Genomic DNA, 17,924 nt, shown 5'->3' with positions numbered 1-17,924 from the left:
GGTGGGGGGGGGGGTGGGTGCGCGGTTTGGGCGTTCACACCGCAAGGGGGGGGGGGGGGCGGCCGCCCCCCGCCCCCCCTTTCACTGTGCGGCTACTGCTGCGGGGGCGGGGGAGGAGGCGGCGTCTGGCCCTCGGGGCCCTGCGGAGGCTGCGGGTAGCCCGCGGGGCTCTGTCCGGGCTGCGGCTGCTGCGGGTAGGGCTGACCGGGCTGGGCCTGCTGCGGGAACGGCTGACCGGGCTGCGGCATCTGCGGCTGTCCCTGCGGGGGATAGGGCTGTCCTGGCTGGGGCTGCTGGGGCTGTCCCTGCGGGGGATACGGCTGCTGGCCCGGCTGCGGATAAGCCTGTCCCGCCTGCTGCGGAGGGTAGGGCTGGCCGGGGAACGGCTGGCCGGGCATGGGCGGGGCGGCGACCGGCGGCGGGTTGCCGTCGTTGGTCCACAAGCCGTGCATCTGCTGGTGCCGGACGAAGTCCTCCGCGACCATCGCCGCGAGGTTGAAATACGCCTCCCGGACCTTCGGCCGCATCATGTCGAGGTCGACCTCCGCGCCGGCGGCCAGGTGCTCGTCGAAGGGAACGACGACCACGCCACGGCACCGGGTCTCGAAGTGCGCGACGATGTCCTCAACCTTGATCATCTTGCCGGTCTCGCGGACACCCGAGATGACCGTGAGGGACCGCGAGACGAGCTCGGCGTACCCGTGCGCCGACAGCCAGTCCAGCGTCGTACTGGCGCTGCTCGCGCCGTCGACCGACGGCGTCGAGATGATGATGAGCTGGTCGGCGAGGTCCAGCACCCCGCGCATGGCGCTGTAGAGCAGACCCGTGCCCGAGTCGGTCAGGATGACCGGGTACTGCTTGCCGAGCACGTCGATCGCGCGCCGGTAGTCCTCGTCGTTGAAGGTCGTCGAGACGGCCGGGTCGACGTCGTTGGCGATGATCTCCAGGCCGGAGGGGGCCTGGGAGGTGAACCGCCGGATGTCCATGTACGAGTTGAGGTACGGGATCGCCTGGACGAGGTCACGGATGGTGGCCCCGGTCTCCCGCCGCACCCGGCGGCCGAGGGTGCCGGCGTCCGGGTTGGCGTCGATGGCGAGGATCTTGTCCTGCCGCTCGGTGGCGAGCGTGGAGCCGAGCGCGGTGGTGGTGGTCGTCTTGCCGACGCCGCCCTTGAGACTGATGACGGCGATCCGGTAGCAGGACAGCACGGGTGTGCGGATCAGCTCCAGCTTCCGCTGCCGCTCGGCCTCTTCCTTCTTCCCACCCAGCTTGAACCGGCCGCCGCCGACCGCCGGGCGGCTGCTCTTCGCCTTCTGCTTCTTGTTGTTGAGCAGCCGGTCGGAGGACAGCTCCACCGCCGCGGTGTAACCCAGCGGTGCGGCACTCGGGTTGACCGGCTGCCGCTGGTCGTGCTGGATCGGCTGCGGCCAGGCGGCGCCGGCGCGGGGGTCAGCGGGGGGCTGGGGGAATGGGGGAGCCTGGCTGCCGTCGGCCTGCTGCGGGATGCCGGGGTGCGCCTGGGGCGCCTGCGGCGTCGGGGGCTGCGGGAAGCCGTAACCGCCGGGCGCGGTGGGGCCGGTGGGCGGCTGAGCAGCCGACGGGGCCGACTCCGCCTGGGCGTCGGGGGTGGCAGGTGGAGCCGCCGGGTTCGGGCCCGGCTGCGGGAAGCCGTAGCCGCCCGGGGTGGCCGGGGGCGTCGGCGCGGGACCGGCGGGGGGCTGGGGGAAGCCGTAGCCGGCCGGGGTGTTGGGCGCCGGGGGCTGGGGGAAGCCGTAGCCGGGCTGGGCGTTGGGCGCGGTGGGCGGTTGCGGTGCCGGGGGTTGCTGCTGTGCGGCCGGGGCGTTGGGGGCGGGGGGCTGCGGGAAGCCGTAGCCGGGCTGGGCGTTGGGCGCAGGGGGTTGCGGAGCCTGGGGCTGCTGCTGCGCGGCCGGGGTGTTGGGCGCCGGGGGCTGGGGGAAGCCGTAGCCGGGCTGGGCGTTGGGCGGTTGCGGTGCCGGGGGTTGCTGCTGTGCGGCCGGGGCGTTGGGGGCGGGGGGCTGGGGGAAGCCGTAGCCCGGCTGGGTGTGGGGGGCAGGCGGCTGCGGGAAGCCGTAGCCGGGCTGCTGCGGGGTCGGTGCGGAGGGCGGCGGGTTCCAGGCGGGCGGCGCGGGCGGCTGCTGTGCCGCCGCGGCCGCCGCGGGGTCCGCCTGCTGCGGCTGGGCCGGCCACTGGGCCGCCGGTGCCGGCGCGGCAGGCTGGTACGACGGCGGCAGCGGCGGCACACCGTTCTGCGGGGCCGGCGGGGGAGTCCAGGCGGGCGGGGCCGAGGGAACGGCGCTCGGCGGCTCGGCGTCCGGCGCGGCAGCATCCGCCGGTTCGGCCGTCGGTACCTCGCCCGACGGCTCGTCGCCGGCGGAGTCCCCCTCCGCAACGGCGTTTTCCGCGACGGGAGCAGCGTTCTGGGGCTCTGCCTCCCCGGCGTCGCCGGACACGGCCTCCTCGGCCTCGGAGATCTCCGCGCCGTCGCCTCCGGCGGACGCGCCGTCGGCGTCGCTCGTCTCGCTTTCGGCCTCCGCGGACACGGCGGATCCACCCACACCGTCGCCCTCGGCGGACGCGCTCTCCACGTCGCCGTCCCCCGAGTCGGCCGCACGACCGGCATCCGCGTCGGCATCCGACGGGGCGTCAGCGGCCGCAGCCGCGTCGACTGCGCCTGCCCCGTCAGGTGCGCCTTCCCCGTGGGGCTCGGCGGCCTCCGCCGAAACCTCGCCGGTGGCCTGAGGCGACCCGTCCTCGGTCTCCCCGTCGGCCTCGTCGGGCGCGGTCTGCGCCGCAGCCGCCTGCTCCGCGATCTGCCGCTTGAGGGCGACCGGCGAGAAGCGCATGGTGGCACCGCTCTCCAGGTCCCCGTTCTCGGCGGCGTCCTCCTCCTCGGCGGCGGGGGGCGTCACGGGAGCCGGCGTCTCCGCAGGCGCGGAAGCCGGTGCCGCGGCGGAAGCCCCCGCGGCCCCCCACTGGCCCTGGAAGTCCGCGGCCGGTCCCGTGGCCGGCGCCTGCTGCGGCTGGAACCCACCGTCCGCCGGCAACCCGGGCACGCCTACGGGCCCGCCGGTGGGAGCCGCGGGCGGCGCGGGGGGTGCAGGCGGTGTGAAAGGCGCTCCCTGAGCGGGAGCGGCAGGAGCAGAAGCAGGAGGTGTGAACGGTGCGCCGGGACCCGGCGCCACCGGCGGTGTGAACGGCGCCCCGTGCGCCCCGTTCGCATGGGCGGGGGGAGCAACCCCCGGAACCGGACCGCCGACAGGGAAGCCGCTCGCCGGCGCGTGGGGCGCGTGCGGTGCCGCCGTCGGCCCGGAGGAGCGAGGGTCCGCACCCGAACCGTCGCCCGAGGGCGCCCCCGAGCCCGGGCCCGAGGCGTCCCCCGCGCCCGACCCCCCGGCCGCGTTCTGCGTGTACCAAGCAGGCGGCGCGTAGTCGATGGTGAACTCGCCCGTCGTCTCGATGGCGGACTCCGCGTCGGGCTGGTCATCGCCGGGTGTCGCCCAGCCCCCGCGCATCCCGTCCCGATCGCTGCTCACAGTTCCTCCTGGTGTGGTCGAGCACCCTCATGCCGTGCCGGGGCGACCATTTCTCGTCGTACGAAGTGGTTTTGAGGCCGTCCGAGGTCGTCCGACGTGCCGGCCCTGGCCGGAGACATCGACACCCACCCCACGGTTTCCGGCATCGCGCCCCGCACCAGCCTAATCGCCGGGCGCCCCAGCCGGGCAGGCCCGCCCACCCCTCGGCACCAGTCCATCACGCCGGTCACCCCGCTCGGCAAACCGGCCATAACGTCCCAAGTGCCGTACAAAGACAGGGAGAAGCTCCCTCAGTCCATCCGCCGAGGCGTCCCCAGCAGCCCGATCTCCGCATCCGTCGGCTGCGTCATCACGTACTGCCGGTCGCGGTCGGCGCACCACAGCGTGAAGCCGTCGGCCAGCGTGGGCAGGGCCTCCACGTCCCCCCGGGGCAGCGCCAGCGCACGGCCCAACTCCGTGGCCTCGTCCGGCGAGATCCGCTGCACGCCGACCAGCCGGGCCTGCCGCAGAAGCCGGGGGGCGACCGGGCTGAGATACGGCAGCAGGGTCAGCACGGCCTGCCAGGGCCCGGAGGCGACGCGTCCGCGCGGCGGGCGCATACCGCAGTCCCGCACCACCAGCACGGGCGTACCCGCCGAGGCGCCCTGCGGGGGCACCCGGCCGACGTCGTACACCGCAAGGCCGTTCTGCCCGCCGCCCATGGCGTGCACCATCTGCACCCATGCCTGCGGCCGCCCCGTCTCCACGGCCACGCGCGCCCCGGTCGCCGCCGCTCTCAACGCGAGGACCTGCGCGGTCCACAGACCGCCGATGAGGACGACGTCGTACGGCGTGGGCCGGTTGAGGCCCAGCACCGCGGGCCGTCCCTCGGCGTCGACACCGATGACGACACCGTCGTCCCCGATGGGCAGCGCGAGCCCGGCCAACTGGTCCAGGGACACCGAGTGGCGGGCGTGCCGCGGACCGAGCAGACCGAAGCCGCTGCGCAGCGACCGGCCGCCCCGTCGGCCGGCGGAGGGCTCCGGCTCGCCGGGAGCGGAGGCCGCCCGAGTCGTCATCGCCGTCACCGAACACCTCCGAGGGGCAGAGTGGCCAGGATGCCGGGCACCTGTTCCCGGTCGAGGCGGGCGAGGCCCGCGCCGGTGTGCCGGGCCGCGCCCTGCACCGCGCGCCGGGCCGCCACGAGTTCGTCGTCGCTGCGCCCCGTCACCCGGATGTGCGCGGAGAGGGACACCTCCTGCCGGTCACCGCGGGCGAGGGTGACACTGAAGGTCGTGGCGAGCGCCGGGACCGCCGTGACCAGGGCGATGAACTGCGGCAGCGAGGGAGCGTCGCGGCTGCCCAGCGAGGGCCACCGGCGCAGCCAGTACGTGGTGTGCCGGCGGTTGTCGCAGCGCCAGCTCCGGCCGGTCTCCTCCGTCCGCCGGTCGACCGCCCCGGTGCGTCCGGCCTCCGCCGTCACCAGCGGGTTGGCGCAGACCGACGTGGCGATCGCGGCCGTCAGCTGCTCCTCGTCCAGGACGGTCGCGCGGAACCCGGCCCCGGTCAGCCGGCTCGCGAGATGGTCGGCCGCCCGCACCACGCACTTCTGCGCTCCGACCAGACCGCCGCCGCGCACCGCCACGGCCTCCGGACACAGCTCCGGATCCAGCTTCAGCGCGATCCATGTGATGCGCACGGCCGGTGCGCCGGTCTGCTCCTGCAGGGGCGCGTAGTTGGACACGGCCACCGACTGCGGCGGCAGATGCAGCGCGGGCGCGGGCTGGGTGTGCAGCACGACCTGCGCGGACTCCAGACGGATGCCGTCCACGTCGAGCGCGTCGTGCACCAGGGCGAGAGGCAGCGGCTGCCGGTTGCGCTCGGCCCGCAGCGCGGTCGCGTCCGCCTCCACCTGAAGGACGGCGGTGACGAACGTGCCGTCGCCGACGATGCCGACGGGCCGCCGGTCACGGCCGCCGTAGGTGTACGTCCGCAGGCTCGGGTCGCACTCCAGGGCCGGACCGAAGCCCGGCTCGGTCCCGGGCGGTATCTCCAGCTTCTCGGCCAGCCGGCGCCGGACCTTCAACGCCCGTGCCGTCGCCAGCCATTCGGGAAGAGAGCGGCCGCGGCGGCGCGCGACGGAGAGCACCACCAGCACGACGGCGACGACGCCGGCCACCGCCAGGGCCACCGGGTCGATCACCCAGCCGACGAGCAGGACGGCCGCCGCGATCTCCCACAGGACGAGGCGTTGCAGCCGGAATGCCCCGCCCTGCCCCGAACGCGCCTTCAGATGGAGCGCGCCCGACGCCGCAGGCCGCTGCCGTGCCTCCGGCCGGGGCGCCGAGGAGCCCCGTGTCCGCGATCGGCCACCGGAGCGTTCGCGCGTTCCCGAAGCCATCACTCCATCCCCCCGTTCTGCTCACGACTCGCCCGCATTCCAGCACCGCACAGGGCACTTGACGGCCCGGGAACCCTACCCGCTCCCCAAGTCCCCGCGGATACCAGGCATAGTAGGGGGCCGCTCTGACATCGAGGGCGGGGGACCGTGGCCCCGCTGGTGCGGCCAGGACGGAAAACGGGGAGAGACAGAGACAGATGGCATCCCGGCGCGATCAGCTCAATGCCTACACCTTCGCGAAGCGCCGTATGCTCGCGGCCTTCCTGCAGTCGTCGCCCGACGGCTCGGAGGAGGGAGCGCCGCGGCCGCTGCGCGCGATCCTGCCGGGCATCATCGTCGGCGTGATCGTCATGGCGGTCTTCGGGGCCTGGGGCATGTTCAAACCCACCGCTCCGAAGGGCTGGGACGAACCCAACGCCAAGGTGATCATCGCCAGCAAGTCGACCACCCGCTACGTCGTCCTGAAGACCGACGGCGAGGTCCAGCTCCACCCGGTCCTCAACATGGCCTCCGCGAAGCTGCTCCTCGAAGCCGGCAAGGGCGACGTCGTGACCGTCGCCGAGTCCGTCCTCGACAACGGCAAGATCCCGCACGGCGTCACCATCGGCATCCCCTACGCGCCCGACCGCCTCCCCTCGGCGTCCGAAGCCGGCACCACGAAGCGCTGGGCGGTCTGCGAGCGCCCGAGCGCGGGCGGCGGCGACTCCGTCCAGAAGGCCGCACTGGTCCTGTCCTCCCGCGACATGAAGGCGACCGACGGCAAGGGCCGCCTCAGCGGCGGCCAGCTGCTCTACGTGGCCGACCCGGACGGCAAGCGCTACGTCGTGGACGCGGGCGGCACCGCGTACCCCGTGGACAAGAGCGACGAACTGCTGCTGCGCGCCGTGGTCGGCTCGGGTCGGCAGCCCCAGCGGGTGTCGTCGGAATGGCTGGCCACCCTGCACCAGGGCGACCCGATCACCTTCCCGGACATCACCGGTCAGCCGGGTGACGCGGCCGGCGCGCCCGGCCAGCTGGACGAGGCGACCGACAAGGTCGGCATGGTGCTCAAGGCGCTGGACAACAACGCGGAGCAGTACTACGTGGTGCTGCCCGGCCGGGTCGCCCCCGTCTCCGCCTTCGTCGCCCAACTGCTCTTGTTCAGCGAGGAGTTGGCCCCGCTCGGCCAGGCCGGTCAGGCCCGTGGGGTCAGCCCCGGCGCGATCGTGCCGGGCAAGGCGTTCGGCACCGAGCACCGCTGGCCGACCGGGGACCCGGCCCCCGTCAACGAGGCGTCGGCGGCCAAGGGGAGCCGCAGCACGATCTGCAACGTCCTGCGCGGAGTGAACGCCGACTCGGGCGCCACCACTCTGAGCACCTGGGCGGGCACCGACTTCCCGGAGAAGCTGCCCGCCGGTTCCTCCAGCGCCTACGTCACGCCGGGCTCCGGCCAGCTCTACCGCCAGTTCCAGGGCGAGGCGACGAAGACCGGCCCGGTGTTCCTGGTCACCGACACGGGCCTGCGTTACGTCCTGCAGTCCAACGGCGACAGCGCCACGGACGACGCCGGCATCGGCACCACCGCCAAGCAGCGCGAGCAGCAGCAGCGGGAGGCCCAGCAGGCCCAGACCCTGCTCGGCTACAAGGACGTGGACCCGGCGCCGATCCCCGCCGCCTGGTCGGAGTTCCTGCCCACCGGCCCACGACTGTCGACGGCGGCGGCCCGCCAGCCGCAGGGCTCGTGAGAAGGAGGGCGACAGTGCTTCGTACGACGCTGGTGGCGGCCGCGACCCTGCTGACCGCGACCACGGTCCTCGCGCCCCCCGCGGCCGCCGCGGACAAACTGCCGTACTCGGACCAGTGCCAGTTCCCCAACGGCCTCTACCCGGGCCGCCCCTGGTCCCTGCAGCGCGTCCTGCTGGACGAGCTGTGGAGCCGGTCCAAGGGCAGGGGCGTGCGGGTGGCGGTCATCGACACGGGCGTGGACGTGAAGAACCCGCAGCTCACCGACGCCGTCGACGTCAAGAGCGGCCGCAACCTGCTGCCGAAGAACCTCAAGGACGAGGACGGCGACCCGATCGAGCGGGGCAACGAGAACGGTACGACCGACACCGTCGGCCACGGCACCAAGGTCGCCGGCATCATCGCCGCCCGCCCCACGAGCGGCACCGGATTCGTCGGCCTGGCCCCCGAGGCGACGATCATCCCCATCCAGCAGAACGACGCGGAGGGCCACGGCACCACCGACACCCTGGCCGCCGCGATCCGCTACGCCATCCAGGCCAAGGCCGGGGTCATCAACATCTCCCAGGACACCTCGAACGCGATGAAGCCGTCCCCCGACCTGGAGAAGGCGATCGACGAGGCCCTCGCCCGGAAGATCGTCGTCGTGGCGTCGGCCGGCAACGACGGCCTCGGCGGCAACGTCAAGGAGACGTACCCCGCCTCCTACGACGGCGTCCTCGCGGTCGCCGCCTCCGACCGCAACAACGAACGCGCCTCCTTCTCCCAGTCCGGCGACTTCGTCGGCGTGGCGGCCCCCGGCGTCGACATGATCTCCACGGTCCCCCAGGGCGGCCACTGCTCCGACAACGGCACGAGCTTCTCGGCGCCGTACGTCGCGGGCGTGGCGGCGCTGCTCAAGGCCGAACACCCCGACTGGACCGCCCGCGAGATCGTCGCCCAGATCGAGCAGACCGCGGAACGCACCATCGCCGGTCACGACCGCCTGGTCGGCTGGGGTGTCGTCGACCCCGTCCGCGCCCTCACCGAGGACGACCACCCCATCGAGTCCCCGTCTCCCCAGGGCGGCCTCGGCAAGGCGGAGGCCCCCACCGCCGCCGAGTTCCAGGTCGGCGAGACCCCCGACGAACGCAACGCCCGCCTCGCCACGTACGTGGCCGTGGCCGCGGCGGTCCTGGTCGCCGGCCTCGGCGGCACGGCGGTGGCCATCCGGGACGCGCGGCGCCGACGGCGCAGGCTGGTGGAGGACGGGCCGTGGACGCACTGACCAAGCTGAACATCCTGGGCCTCGTCCTGTCCGCCCTGCTCCTCGCCATGGCCTGCGTCAAGGCGGACCGGGTCCGCGCCTGGCGCGCCGGCGTCAACCCCTCCGCCGAGGAACTGCCCGACTCCGCCTTCGTCGTGGCCCGCATCAGCCTCGTCACCCTGGCCGTCATCGGCATCTACCAGTGCGTGCAGGGCTTCGGCGTCGCCGACGACACGTCCTGGGACGACAGCGAGCTGACCAGCGCCGTGCGGCAGGCCACGGACGACCTGGACGGCTACAGGTACTACGCCGACGAGTCGGGCACCCCCTTCCACTTCGACGACTACCAGACGCTCATCGAGGACAAGGTGGTCCGGTACGGCGGCGGCGACGCCCCCGAGTCGGGCGTCGCCGCCAGCCCGGCAGACGCCAACACCGCCGCCGACGCCTACTTCACGGTGACGGCGAACGGCGCGGACGCCGCGTACTGCACCCACGTCGAGCGCATCCGGTCGAAGGAGCACGACTACACGCCGCCGGGCATCGCCGGAGGCGAGGGGACGCTGACGTACCCGGGCTACCGGCTCGCCGTGGCGACGCGGGACGGGGAGTGCTGACCTCCGCCGTCGAGGCGGCCCGCCGCCCAGCCCACGCCGGTCGGACGCGGTGGCCGAACTCCCCGGGTCATCCCTCGGTCAAGCACGGACCGGCCCACAGCCAAACACCTGTATGGGTTCCGCATACCTCACCCCCGGCAACCTGAATTAGCCTGATTTGCCGGATCGTTCCCTGGCTACGGTGGTGCCGCCACAGCGTCCACGGGCCAACGTGCCCACAGGGAACAGGAGATGGCGGTGGGTGCACCGATCCGTTCGCGGCTTCTCGACTACGTCGAGGCGGAGCCGCCCGCAGACGCGGTCCCGGTGTCCTCGGCGACGCCGGAACCCCGCAGATCACGCCTGCTGGACTACGCCGAGAACGTGCGGGCTCCCGAACCGCCCGCGCGCCCGGCCGCCCCCGAACCCGGCGTCCCGGCTTACCACACACCCGTGTTCGTCCCGGCGCACCCCCGCTACGTCACCACCCCGGCCCCGTCCGACGCCACCACCCCCTCCCGCGTCCCCTTCATCACGTACGAGCTCTTCGAGCACCCCACCGACGGCACCGTGGCCCTCGCCTTCACCACGCTCCACGCCCTCGTCGCCGCGCTCGGCGAGGCCCAGCCCTGGGTCGTCACCTCTCTCGGCCCGCTGGCCGAGGGCGTGCGCGAGCAGGGCGTCACGGTGCGCCTCGACCCGCGCATCGCCGCCGGCCGTCCCAACTGGCGTCCGGCCGACCTGTCCTCCTACGCGCGGGAGGTCCGCTGATGCCGGTCGACTTCAAGGCGGTCCTGAGCGATCTCGCCGCCATGTCCAGGACCTTCCACGACGAGGCCGTCAACTACCGCGCGCTGCACTCCGACGTCGCCCCGCCCGTCGTCAGCGGCGGCGACGCCGGCCTCGACCACGCCGTCAAGGAGGTCGCCGACCTCATCGTCGCCCTGCACATCGGCTTCGCCGACCGCCTGGACGACCACGGCGACAAGGTGACCCACGCCCACGACTCCTTCCAACGGCACGACATCGACGTACACGGACTCTTCGAGGACCTGATGGCGGGTGACGGCTGATGGCCGACAGCTGGGTGGGCGGTGACATCGGCGGACTGCGCACGATGACCGAGACGTACAAGAACGCCAAGCAGAAACTGGAGGACGTCGTCCATCCGCTCGGACAGGCCGTCGAACGGCTGGTGGGTGACACGAACTGGAAGGGCGAGGCCGCCGAGACCTTCCGCGCCACCTGGAGCGAGGACGCGCTGACCGCAGGCGCCTTCGCCACCCTCGTGCACTCCGCAGGCGACATCCTCGACACGCTCGTCGCTCTCCGCCTGCGAGACGGCCCTGCAGAACGCCGAACACGTCGCCACCCGCAAGGGCGTGCCCATGGGCGACAAGGGCGTGCCGCTGGAGATCCTCACCGCGAACCCGCCCAGCGCCGACGACGAGAGGACGATCGCCGCCCTCGACGAGTACGGCAAGGTCCGCGACGAGATCCTGCACACCGCCCAGCACGCACGGCTGGTCGCGGCGGACGGACTGCGCGGCCTCTACGCACAGGTCACGGCCCCGGTGTCCACCGGAGACAAGATCACCATCGCCGACGCCCTGCGCGGCCTGTACGCCTACGACGCCGAGGACGCCCGGGCCGGCGGCCGGCACGCCCGCGAGCTGATCGACGGCGCCAAGGCCGAGGAGCGGGCCGCCAAGAAGGAACTGCGGGCGGAGCGAAGGGCGTTCCAGAAGGCGGGCCGCGCGCTGCCCGACGGGCTTCCCGCCAAGAGCGGCTATCGCGACGCGGTCATGAAGGTCGACTCGCTGGAGGACGCCATCGCCCGCGCCGACCACGGCAGTACGGCCCTCCCGTACGACCGCGCCCTCAACGTGAAGCTGGCCGACGCGGCCGATGCGCTGCGCCTGGGCGAAGGCGTGGCGAAACTACCGGAGTTCCTCAGGGAGATCCCGGTACTGGACGTCGCCGCGGCCGCCGCCTGCGGGCTGGTCGAGGCGAAGGACGACCACGACAAGGGCTGGTCCTGGCAGCACTCCGTCACCGTCGACGTCGGAGCCGCCGTCGGCGGCGTGGCCGTCGGCGCTGCCGTGACGGCTGCCTTGCCCGTCGAGGGTGCCGTCGCGGTGGCCGCGGTCGGCGTGGGGACGGCGATCCTCGCGACGGACGTCCTCGACCACTCCTTCCACGAGCACTGGAGTGAGGACATCCACGACCACGGTGTGGTCGGCGGGCTGCTGCACGGCGCCGGGAACGTCGCCACGGAGACGGGCGACGACGTCGTACGACTGGGGAAGGACATCTGGCATGGCGTCACGAGCATCTTCTGAGGCAACCGCCATGGGATCGCCTGTCCCCGTCCCCGCCCTGCCGAAGCTCGGCACCACCTGGTACGAGCGGGGTCCGCTCTACTGGCTGTGCCGCGCCCGCACGACCGCCTTCGTCATCGTCGTGGCGGCCTTCTTCTGCTTCTTCGCGCTCAGCCTCTATCGAGGGTTCACCAGCGAGTGGTCGCCGACCGTGCGCACGGTGTGGAACTGGACACAGGCGATCGCGTCCGGCGCGGCCCTGATCTGGGGCTGGACCAAACAGCGCCGTAGCCACCGCGAAGCCCTCCTCCACCCGCCCACTCCCGAGCAGACCCGAGCGGCCAAACTGGACCACAACAGGCGCGCCCCCGGCCGGGTCGCGGCAGGCCGCGGCCTCGTCCTCCTCGCCGCCCCCGTGATGCCGGCGTTCGCCGCGTATGTCGTCGGCTGGCTGACCGCCTGGCTCACCGTGCGCGAGTACCCCAGCGAGGTCGGGGCCCGGCGGTGGATGGAGGAGCAGGGCACCAGGTGAGGTCCCTTGCCTGCCGTGAAGAATCAGTGAAGCTTCGATCCGCAGTAGCAAGGCTGTTGCATATGGCAGTTGGGACTGTCGGTGGAAGTCATTAGAGTGGTCATGTTGCGGTCATGAACGCTTGAGGGGCGTGGGCTGCTCAGGACAGGCAACGGACAACGGGGAGGGAAAGCTTCGTGCTTCCTGCAGACATGGGCGGGGGAGCCGCCGACGTACGGCGTGGTCTCATGGCGCTTTCGACCTTCAAGAAGCGCGTGGACGACCTGCTCAAGGACTTCGAAGAGTCGGCCGGAGGCTCGTCCAAGGTCGGCACGCACAGCCTGTCGCAGACCGCGTTCGGCATGGGGAACTTCCCGGAAGCGAAGGCGCTCCACCTGGAGTACGAGCGCGTTCACGAGCGCATCACGGCGCTCTCCAAGTCGCTCGGCCTCCAACTGGAGGCGATGCAGATCGCCGTCCACGGCGTGGACGTGACCTTCGACAACCTCGAAGAGGACCTTCGCTACCGGTTCCACGAGATCCGCGCCGAGGTCAACCAGGAACGCGACGAGATGCTGAACGAGCAGATCAAGCGCGACAACAACGCCGACCACACTGACGCGGGGTACTGATGAGCGGCGACAAGAACAAGCAGCCGGACCCGTACAAGGCGGAACGCCAGGAGGCCGCCCAGCAGAACGGCACGCTCGACGTGGTCATGGATATGACCAAGATCATCAACCCTTGGGGGCCGAACCGGGGTCTCCACTTCGGCAAGACCAGCTTCGAGGGTTACGACCTCAACGAGATGATCGACATCGTCGAGTCCTCGAACCCGGAACTCGTGGAGTCCGCGGGCACGGCCCTCGTCGCCGCCCGCGACGCCATCACGAAGGCCGCCGAGGAACTCAGCCTCAACCTGGGCGACGTCGACTGGGAGGGCGAGGCCCACACCGCGTTCTCCACCTGGGGCAACGACCTGGTCAGCACGGCCTACGACCTCGCCAACTACGCCGACGTGGTGGGCACGCAGGTCCTCGCCGCGAGCTCCGGCCTCGCCTCCGTACGCAAGTCCATGCCGCCCCGCGACACCCGCACCGACCCCAAGAAGGTCGACGACATCCCCGAGGCCAAGCGGGTCGACAGCAACGACGAGTACACGGCGGCGGTGAAGGCGGAGAGCCACCGGCAGGAAGCCATCAACCAGATGTACCGGTTGGCGTCGTTCTACACGGTGTCGGGCGGGATGATGCAGACGGCTGAGGAGCCGGTGTTTCCGAAGATGCCGGATGCGGGGGTGCCGGAGCCGCCGCCGGGATGGTCGCCGATTGATCCGGCTGACCCGGCTGGCTCCGGGTCCCTACGGCCTGTAAGCGATTCTGGAACCACGCGTCATCACTCTGTGGACTCTGGAACTGTGCGATCAGGTGCGGAAGACTTGCGGTCATCCCACAAAACCGCGGATGAGTCTGTGACGTCTCCGGAACGGCACGTCGGCACAGAGATCGACAGCGTCGGTACGTTGCCGCCGCAGGAGACCATGAAGCCGGCGCCCGTCACATCGCCGTCGACGACAGGTCCCAACGTCACTCCGGTGGGAGCGGCACCACCGTTTGCCCCCGTCGCGGCACCTCCTGCTGTGCGAGGCCAGGCCGGGCGCACCTCAGGGTTCGGTGGCGTGCCCACAACCAGGACTCCTACCTCGGCACAGGGGCAAGTTGGCGGCATGCCGACCGGCACCCCGGCGGGGCGTGCGGGAACTGGTCCCGTGGGACCTGTGGGACGCGCCGCAGCACCAGGGCAGGGAGGTGGTCGTACCGCCGGCCCTATGGGGCGAGGCGTGTTCGGCGGAGTGCCGAGGGCTGGCGGCCCGGCTGCCCAGCAGGCCGGTGGGGGCACGCGCGGTCCGGTTACTGGCATGGGCGCCGCGAACCCCGGGCGTACCGTCACCGGACGCGCCGGTGTGGGGCGTACCACCGACGGCGTTGTCGGCGGGAGGCCTGTCACTGGGGCCACCCCTGGCTCCAATGGCTCCCGGGTGCCGCGCGGCACGGTCATTGGCGGTGAGGGCGCACCCACCTCGCGTGCCACAGGCGAGAGGCCCGGTCAGCGTGGAGTGATCGGGGCGCCCGCCTCGACGACCGGCGCGGGACAGCAGTCTCGCCGTCCCGTCGGCAGCCCTGACGGTGTCGTCGGAACGCCGAAGGGTCGAGCATCCGGGCCCCGGAACGGCGGACATACGCCCGGCGGCACCGGCGGCGCGATGCGTGGCGCTGCGGGCAATCAGGGTGGCCAGGCGCGTTCACGCCGAGACGACCGGCGTGACGGAGCGTCGTCGACCGACTGACCGGACAAGAGCGAGGACAGACAGAGGCATGGTGGCAGGGATCAGTCGACGCGGCGGGTGGGGCTCGCCCTTCGCGGGACGGAACGGAAGACGGGTTTCCGCCGTCTGCTCAGCGCTTGGCGCCTTGGCCGTACTCTCAGCAGGTCTGGCTCCGAGTGCGGCGGCCGCCGACGTCCAGTCCCAGCAGTGGTACCTGTCGGCGATGAAGGCCGACGAGATGTGGAAGGTGAGCACCGGCAAGGGCGTCAAGGTGGCCGTTGTCGACACGGGAGTCAACCCCAACACTCCCTCTCTGAAGGGGCAGGTGCTCGCTGGCGAGGTGCCGAAAGCCGTCGGCTACAAGGCGACTGAGGACTACGAGGGCCATGGGACGAGCATGGCAGAACTGATCGCCGGTACCGGTGCCGGTGGCGGTCTCAAGGGACTCGCTCCGGGGGCAAAGATCGTTCCATATAGGCTCGCCATGAAGGCCATGAAGAATGAGAGCGAGAGGAAAAGAGCGCCTGAACTGGCGGATGTGATCAGGGCAATTGCTGATAGCGATGTCAAAATCATCAGTATGTCCTTTACAGGCGGCATTGACAACCCAAAGGATCGCGAAGCATTCAAGTATGCTCAATCCAAGGGCAAGTTGATGATCGCCGGTACCGGAAATGACGCCCAAGAAAAGAACTTCATCGGATATCCAGCCGCCTATCCCTACGTAGTCGGCGTCGCGGCTTCAGACAAGTCCGGCACGGTCGGGAAGTTCTCAGAGTACGGCAACTACGTCGACCTGGCCTCCCCTGGCGTGGACGTGCCCAGGTGGTGCGACAACACATTCCGTTCGTACTGCACCGGCCAGGGCACCAGCCAAGCCACCGCCATAGCCTCCGCTTCCGCCGCCCTCATCTGGTCCGCGCACCCCGACTGGACCGCCAACCAGGTCCTCGCCAGCCTGATCGACACGGCCGGACGTGACTGGGCGAAGGACGACCCGAGCACGTACCTCGGTTACGGGCTGATCCGCCCCCGCAAGGTGCTGGAGAACAGCAAGTTCAACCCGGGTTCGGCGGGCACCGACCCGCTCGCCAAGGAGAACGCGACCGGCGTCACTGACGCCACGGGCGCCAAGCCGTCCGCTTCCGCATCAACCTCGTCACAAGCGCCCAAGGACACTACAGGCGGCCGGACTTCGGCGGCAGGATCAAGCTCGGAATCCTCCGACAACACCACGATGTGGGTGGCCCTCGGAGCCGCAGGAGCTGTTCTGGTGATCGGGGGCGGAGCCTTCGCGGTGATCCGTTCACGGCGAGGAGCTTGACGACTCACGCACGACCTACGCACGACTCAGGCCTGACACCCGAGTACGGCGATCAGCGCGGCACCACTCGGGGACGCGCGGAAACGAACCACAGCTCTCACGAAAAGGAGTGCCGAAATGGTCGACCGCAAGCTCAATGAAGGCGACGTACAGAAGCTTCAGACGGAAGTCATCGATCGCTACGACAACATCCGTCAGTCGCTCGCGAAGCTCCAGGGAACGATCGACATGATCGAGAAGAACTGGACGGGCCAGGGCGCCATGTCGTTCAACGCGAAGCAGACGGAGATCAACGGCCACATGGTCGCGATCGGCAAGATGCTGGACGACTTCCTCGAGGGCATCCACATGAACCGGACGGACAAGCGCAACCTCGAAGACCAGATCGAGGCCGACATGACCAAGATCCAGGTCGACGACCTCGGCGGCAAGACCTCGGCGCTGAACAGCTACTGACGAGCCATTGGCGGCACTGCGCCGCACCACTGTCCGGGCTGCGGTGTCCGGCTGAAATCTTCAAAGAAACGAGGGAACCATGTCCGGAGTCCACTACGACGAGCTTGCCGTCACCTACGGCACCATGGACGCGCTTGCCACCGAGCTCGGCGACCAGGCCAAGAAGCTCGAGGACGACCTCGAGGCCCTGAAGCAGGCCGTGCTCAACGTGTCCGCGGGCTGGGGCGGCGAGGCGTTCGGCGAGTTCCAGAAGAAGGCCGGCCAGTGGGACACGCACGCCCGCGGCATCCACGCGGCACTGCTGCAGATCTCGAAGCTGGTCCACACCGCCGGCGGTGACTACCGGGGCGGCGACCTGAAGGGCGCCAGCTACTTCCAGTAGAGGCACAGCACTTCACAGAATCAGGGTGGGCACGCACGGGAGGTGCCCACCCTGTGCTGTATCCGCGTCGTTCGGATGGCTCGAGTGCGAATGCGGTGCGAGCGATTCACCTTGGCAGCTTCACATCCGTGCAGCCGTGCCGCACGGCCGATTGCTCGGCGAACGCACGCAAAGCGGAGAGCAGAAAGCTCTGCTGTGGATCGGCGTACTCCGTCGCGTAGATCGAGAAGACCGCCCGAGATGCGCCGGGGCATGCTGCGGTTGCCCACGCCTGATGTCTGCTCACCCCAGTATCGGCGTTCAGCGCGTCTGGTTCATCAGTCGTCGATCGCAGTCCCTGGGCATAGGGCCCGAATGAAGCCTTGAGGTAGTACAAGGGCTCGTCGCGCGCCTTGGACTCGCCCAGCACGCACTCCTCCAGGGGGGTGGTGCCGGATGCGTCCGACTCCTTGATCCAGTCGATGCCCTCGTCTTCAGGAGTCGGGATGCTCTTACAAGACTTTGTAGCAGCACCTGCGGAGCGCTGCTCAGTCGGCGCTGATGAAATCTTGGAGATTCGTCCTCCGTAATTGGACTTGCAGGACCAGCGGTCGGCCGCGTTTCGGGCGGTCGCGGCTGCCAACTCACCCATGGCGCGAGCCTCGCTGGGATTTTCGTGCGACTCGTCGCCGTCAATGGAAACGACGACTGAAGCAGATTTGTTGTTACAGGGCAGCACGACACTGGTATTACGCAGGTCCGTATAGCCGTACCAGCCACCTCCGAGGGCTACTGGAACGTTGTCCGAAGGGCTGGCCTGCAATTCCTTGAACACTACAGAGGCGCCCGAGCCGGACCCGACAGCATCGTCGGGCACCAGGGTGATGGTCAGCGCCATGTCGGCGACTTTGCAGTAGTTGTATCCGTGGCTGCCGTAGCCGTAGTGCTTGTCTGACTGCAAGCCGACTTCTGTGTTCAGACCGGTGAAGACGGCCGACTCGTTATAGGGGATCAACCCGTCGCAATATGTGGCCAGTTTGTCCTCATAGCGCCAGCCTTTGCCGGTGTCGCTTATTTGGTACCATCCATAGCCTGCAGCGAAGGCGACTGCCAGCAATGCAATAGAG

16 protein-coding genes are annotated in these 17,924 nt (G+C 70.8%); 12 read left to right on the top strand and 4 right to left on the bottom strand.

Features of this window, described 5'->3' with window-relative positions; translation table 11 throughout:
- Window positions 1-92 precede the first annotated feature (92 nt).
- The 3 genes from ACPT94_RS39735 to eccE all read right to left on the bottom strand — a co-directional run bounded on the left by ACPT94_RS39735 (window position 93) and on the right by eccE (window position 5,934).
- On the bottom strand, window positions 93-3,554 hold the full coding sequence (locus ACPT94_RS39735; RefSeq protein ID WP_425247993.1) for an SCO5717 family growth-regulating ATPase: 3,462 nt from the start codon (window positions 3,552-3,554) through the stop codon (window positions 93-95).
- A gap of 290 nt (window positions 3,555-3,844) precedes the next feature.
- Window positions 3,845-4,612: a hypothetical protein gene (locus ACPT94_RS39730; RefSeq protein WP_360345536.1), complete on the bottom strand. Its 768-nt coding sequence runs from the start codon at window positions 4,610-4,612 to the stop codon at window positions 3,845-3,847.
- A gap of 5 nt (window positions 4,613-4,617) precedes the next feature.
- A complete protein-coding gene (gene eccE / locus ACPT94_RS39725) occupies window positions 4,618-5,934 on the bottom strand; it encodes a type VII secretion protein EccE (RefSeq protein ID WP_360345538.1) in 1,317 nt (438 codons plus the stop codon).
- Window positions 5,935-6,131: 197 nt separating this feature from the next.
- On the opposite strand from eccE, the gene eccB reads away from it, so the two are divergent.
- The 12 genes from eccB (at window position 6,132) to ACPT94_RS39665 (ending at window position 16,818) form a co-directional block, all read left to right on the top strand.
- Window positions 6,132-7,658, top strand: coding sequence for a type VII secretion protein EccB (eccB, locus tag ACPT94_RS39720; protein ID WP_360345540.1), 1,527 nt, complete (start codon window positions 6,132-6,134; stop codon window positions 7,656-7,658).
- Between the two features lie 14 nt (window positions 7,659-7,672).
- Window positions 7,673-8,923, top strand: coding sequence for a type VII secretion-associated serine protease mycosin (gene mycP / locus ACPT94_RS39715; protein WP_360345542.1), 1,251 nt, complete (start codon window positions 7,673-7,675; stop codon window positions 8,921-8,923).
- A complete protein-coding gene (locus ACPT94_RS39710; protein WP_360345544.1) occupies window positions 8,911-9,519 on the top strand; it encodes a hypothetical protein in 609 nt (202 codons plus the stop codon). Before mycP ends, ACPT94_RS39710 begins: the two co-directional genes overlap by 13 nt.
- A 237-nt stretch (window positions 9,520-9,756) precedes the next feature.
- Window positions 9,757-10,269 (top strand): SAV_915 family protein, encoded by a 513-nt coding sequence (locus ACPT94_RS39705; protein WP_360345546.1) that lies wholly within the window; start codon window positions 9,757-9,759, stop codon window positions 10,267-10,269.
- Entirely contained in the window at window positions 10,269-10,571 is a 303-nt protein-coding gene (locus ACPT94_RS39700; RefSeq protein WP_360345548.1) for a DUF6317 family protein, read from the top strand. Before ACPT94_RS39705 ends, ACPT94_RS39700 begins: the two co-directional genes overlap by 1 nt.
- Window positions 10,572-10,886: 315 nt before the next feature.
- On the top strand, window positions 10,887-11,840 hold the full coding sequence (locus ACPT94_RS39695; RefSeq protein WP_425247992.1) for a hypothetical protein: 954 nt from the start codon (window positions 10,887-10,889) through the stop codon (window positions 11,838-11,840).
- A gap of 10 nt (window positions 11,841-11,850) precedes the next feature.
- A complete protein-coding gene (locus ACPT94_RS39690) occupies window positions 11,851-12,351 on the top strand; it encodes a hypothetical protein (RefSeq protein ID WP_360345552.1) in 501 nt (166 codons plus the stop codon).
- Window positions 12,352-12,527: 176 nt separating this feature from the next.
- Complete coding sequence (locus ACPT94_RS39685; RefSeq protein ID WP_360345554.1) at window positions 12,528-12,962, top strand: DUF2563 family protein; 435 nt, start codon at window positions 12,528-12,530, stop codon at window positions 12,960-12,962.
- Complete coding sequence (locus tag ACPT94_RS39680; RefSeq protein WP_425247991.1) at window positions 12,962-14,677, top strand: hypothetical protein; 1,716 nt, start codon at window positions 12,962-12,964, stop codon at window positions 14,675-14,677. The genes ACPT94_RS39685 and ACPT94_RS39680 overlap by 1 nt, the downstream gene beginning before the upstream one ends.
- A 124-nt stretch (window positions 14,678-14,801) precedes the next feature.
- A complete protein-coding gene (locus tag ACPT94_RS39675; RefSeq protein ID WP_425247990.1) occupies window positions 14,802-15,980 on the top strand; it encodes a S8 family serine peptidase in 1,179 nt (392 codons plus the stop codon).
- 117 nt (window positions 15,981-16,097) lie between these two features.
- Window positions 16,098-16,436: a WXG100 family type VII secretion target gene (locus ACPT94_RS39670; RefSeq protein ID WP_360345560.1), complete on the top strand. Its 339-nt coding sequence runs from the start codon at window positions 16,098-16,100 to the stop codon at window positions 16,434-16,436.
- A gap of 79 nt (window positions 16,437-16,515) precedes the next feature.
- The gene (locus ACPT94_RS39665) at window positions 16,516-16,818 is read left to right on the top strand and encodes a WXG100 family type VII secretion target (protein WP_360345562.1); all 303 of its coding nucleotides are present in this window, start codon (window positions 16,516-16,518) and stop codon (window positions 16,816-16,818) included.
- Window positions 16,819-16,924: 106 nt separating this feature from the next.
- On the opposite strand, the gene ACPT94_RS39660 is transcribed toward ACPT94_RS39665, so the two are convergent.
- Window positions 16,925-17,914 carry a hypothetical protein gene (locus ACPT94_RS39660; protein ID WP_360345564.1) on the bottom strand — a complete coding sequence of 330 codons (990 nt, stop codon included), beginning with the start codon at window positions 17,912-17,914 and terminating at the stop codon, window positions 16,925-16,927.
- Between the last annotated feature and the right edge of the window lie 10 nt (window positions 17,915-17,924).

This window comes from Streptomyces aurantiaciflavus, from assembly GCF_049808595.1.
Taxonomy (GTDB): Bacteria; Actinomycetota; Actinomycetes; order Streptomycetales; family Streptomycetaceae; genus Streptomyces.
Note: the sequence above shows the minus strand (reverse complement) of the source record. Positions and strands in the feature narration are given on the sequence as shown.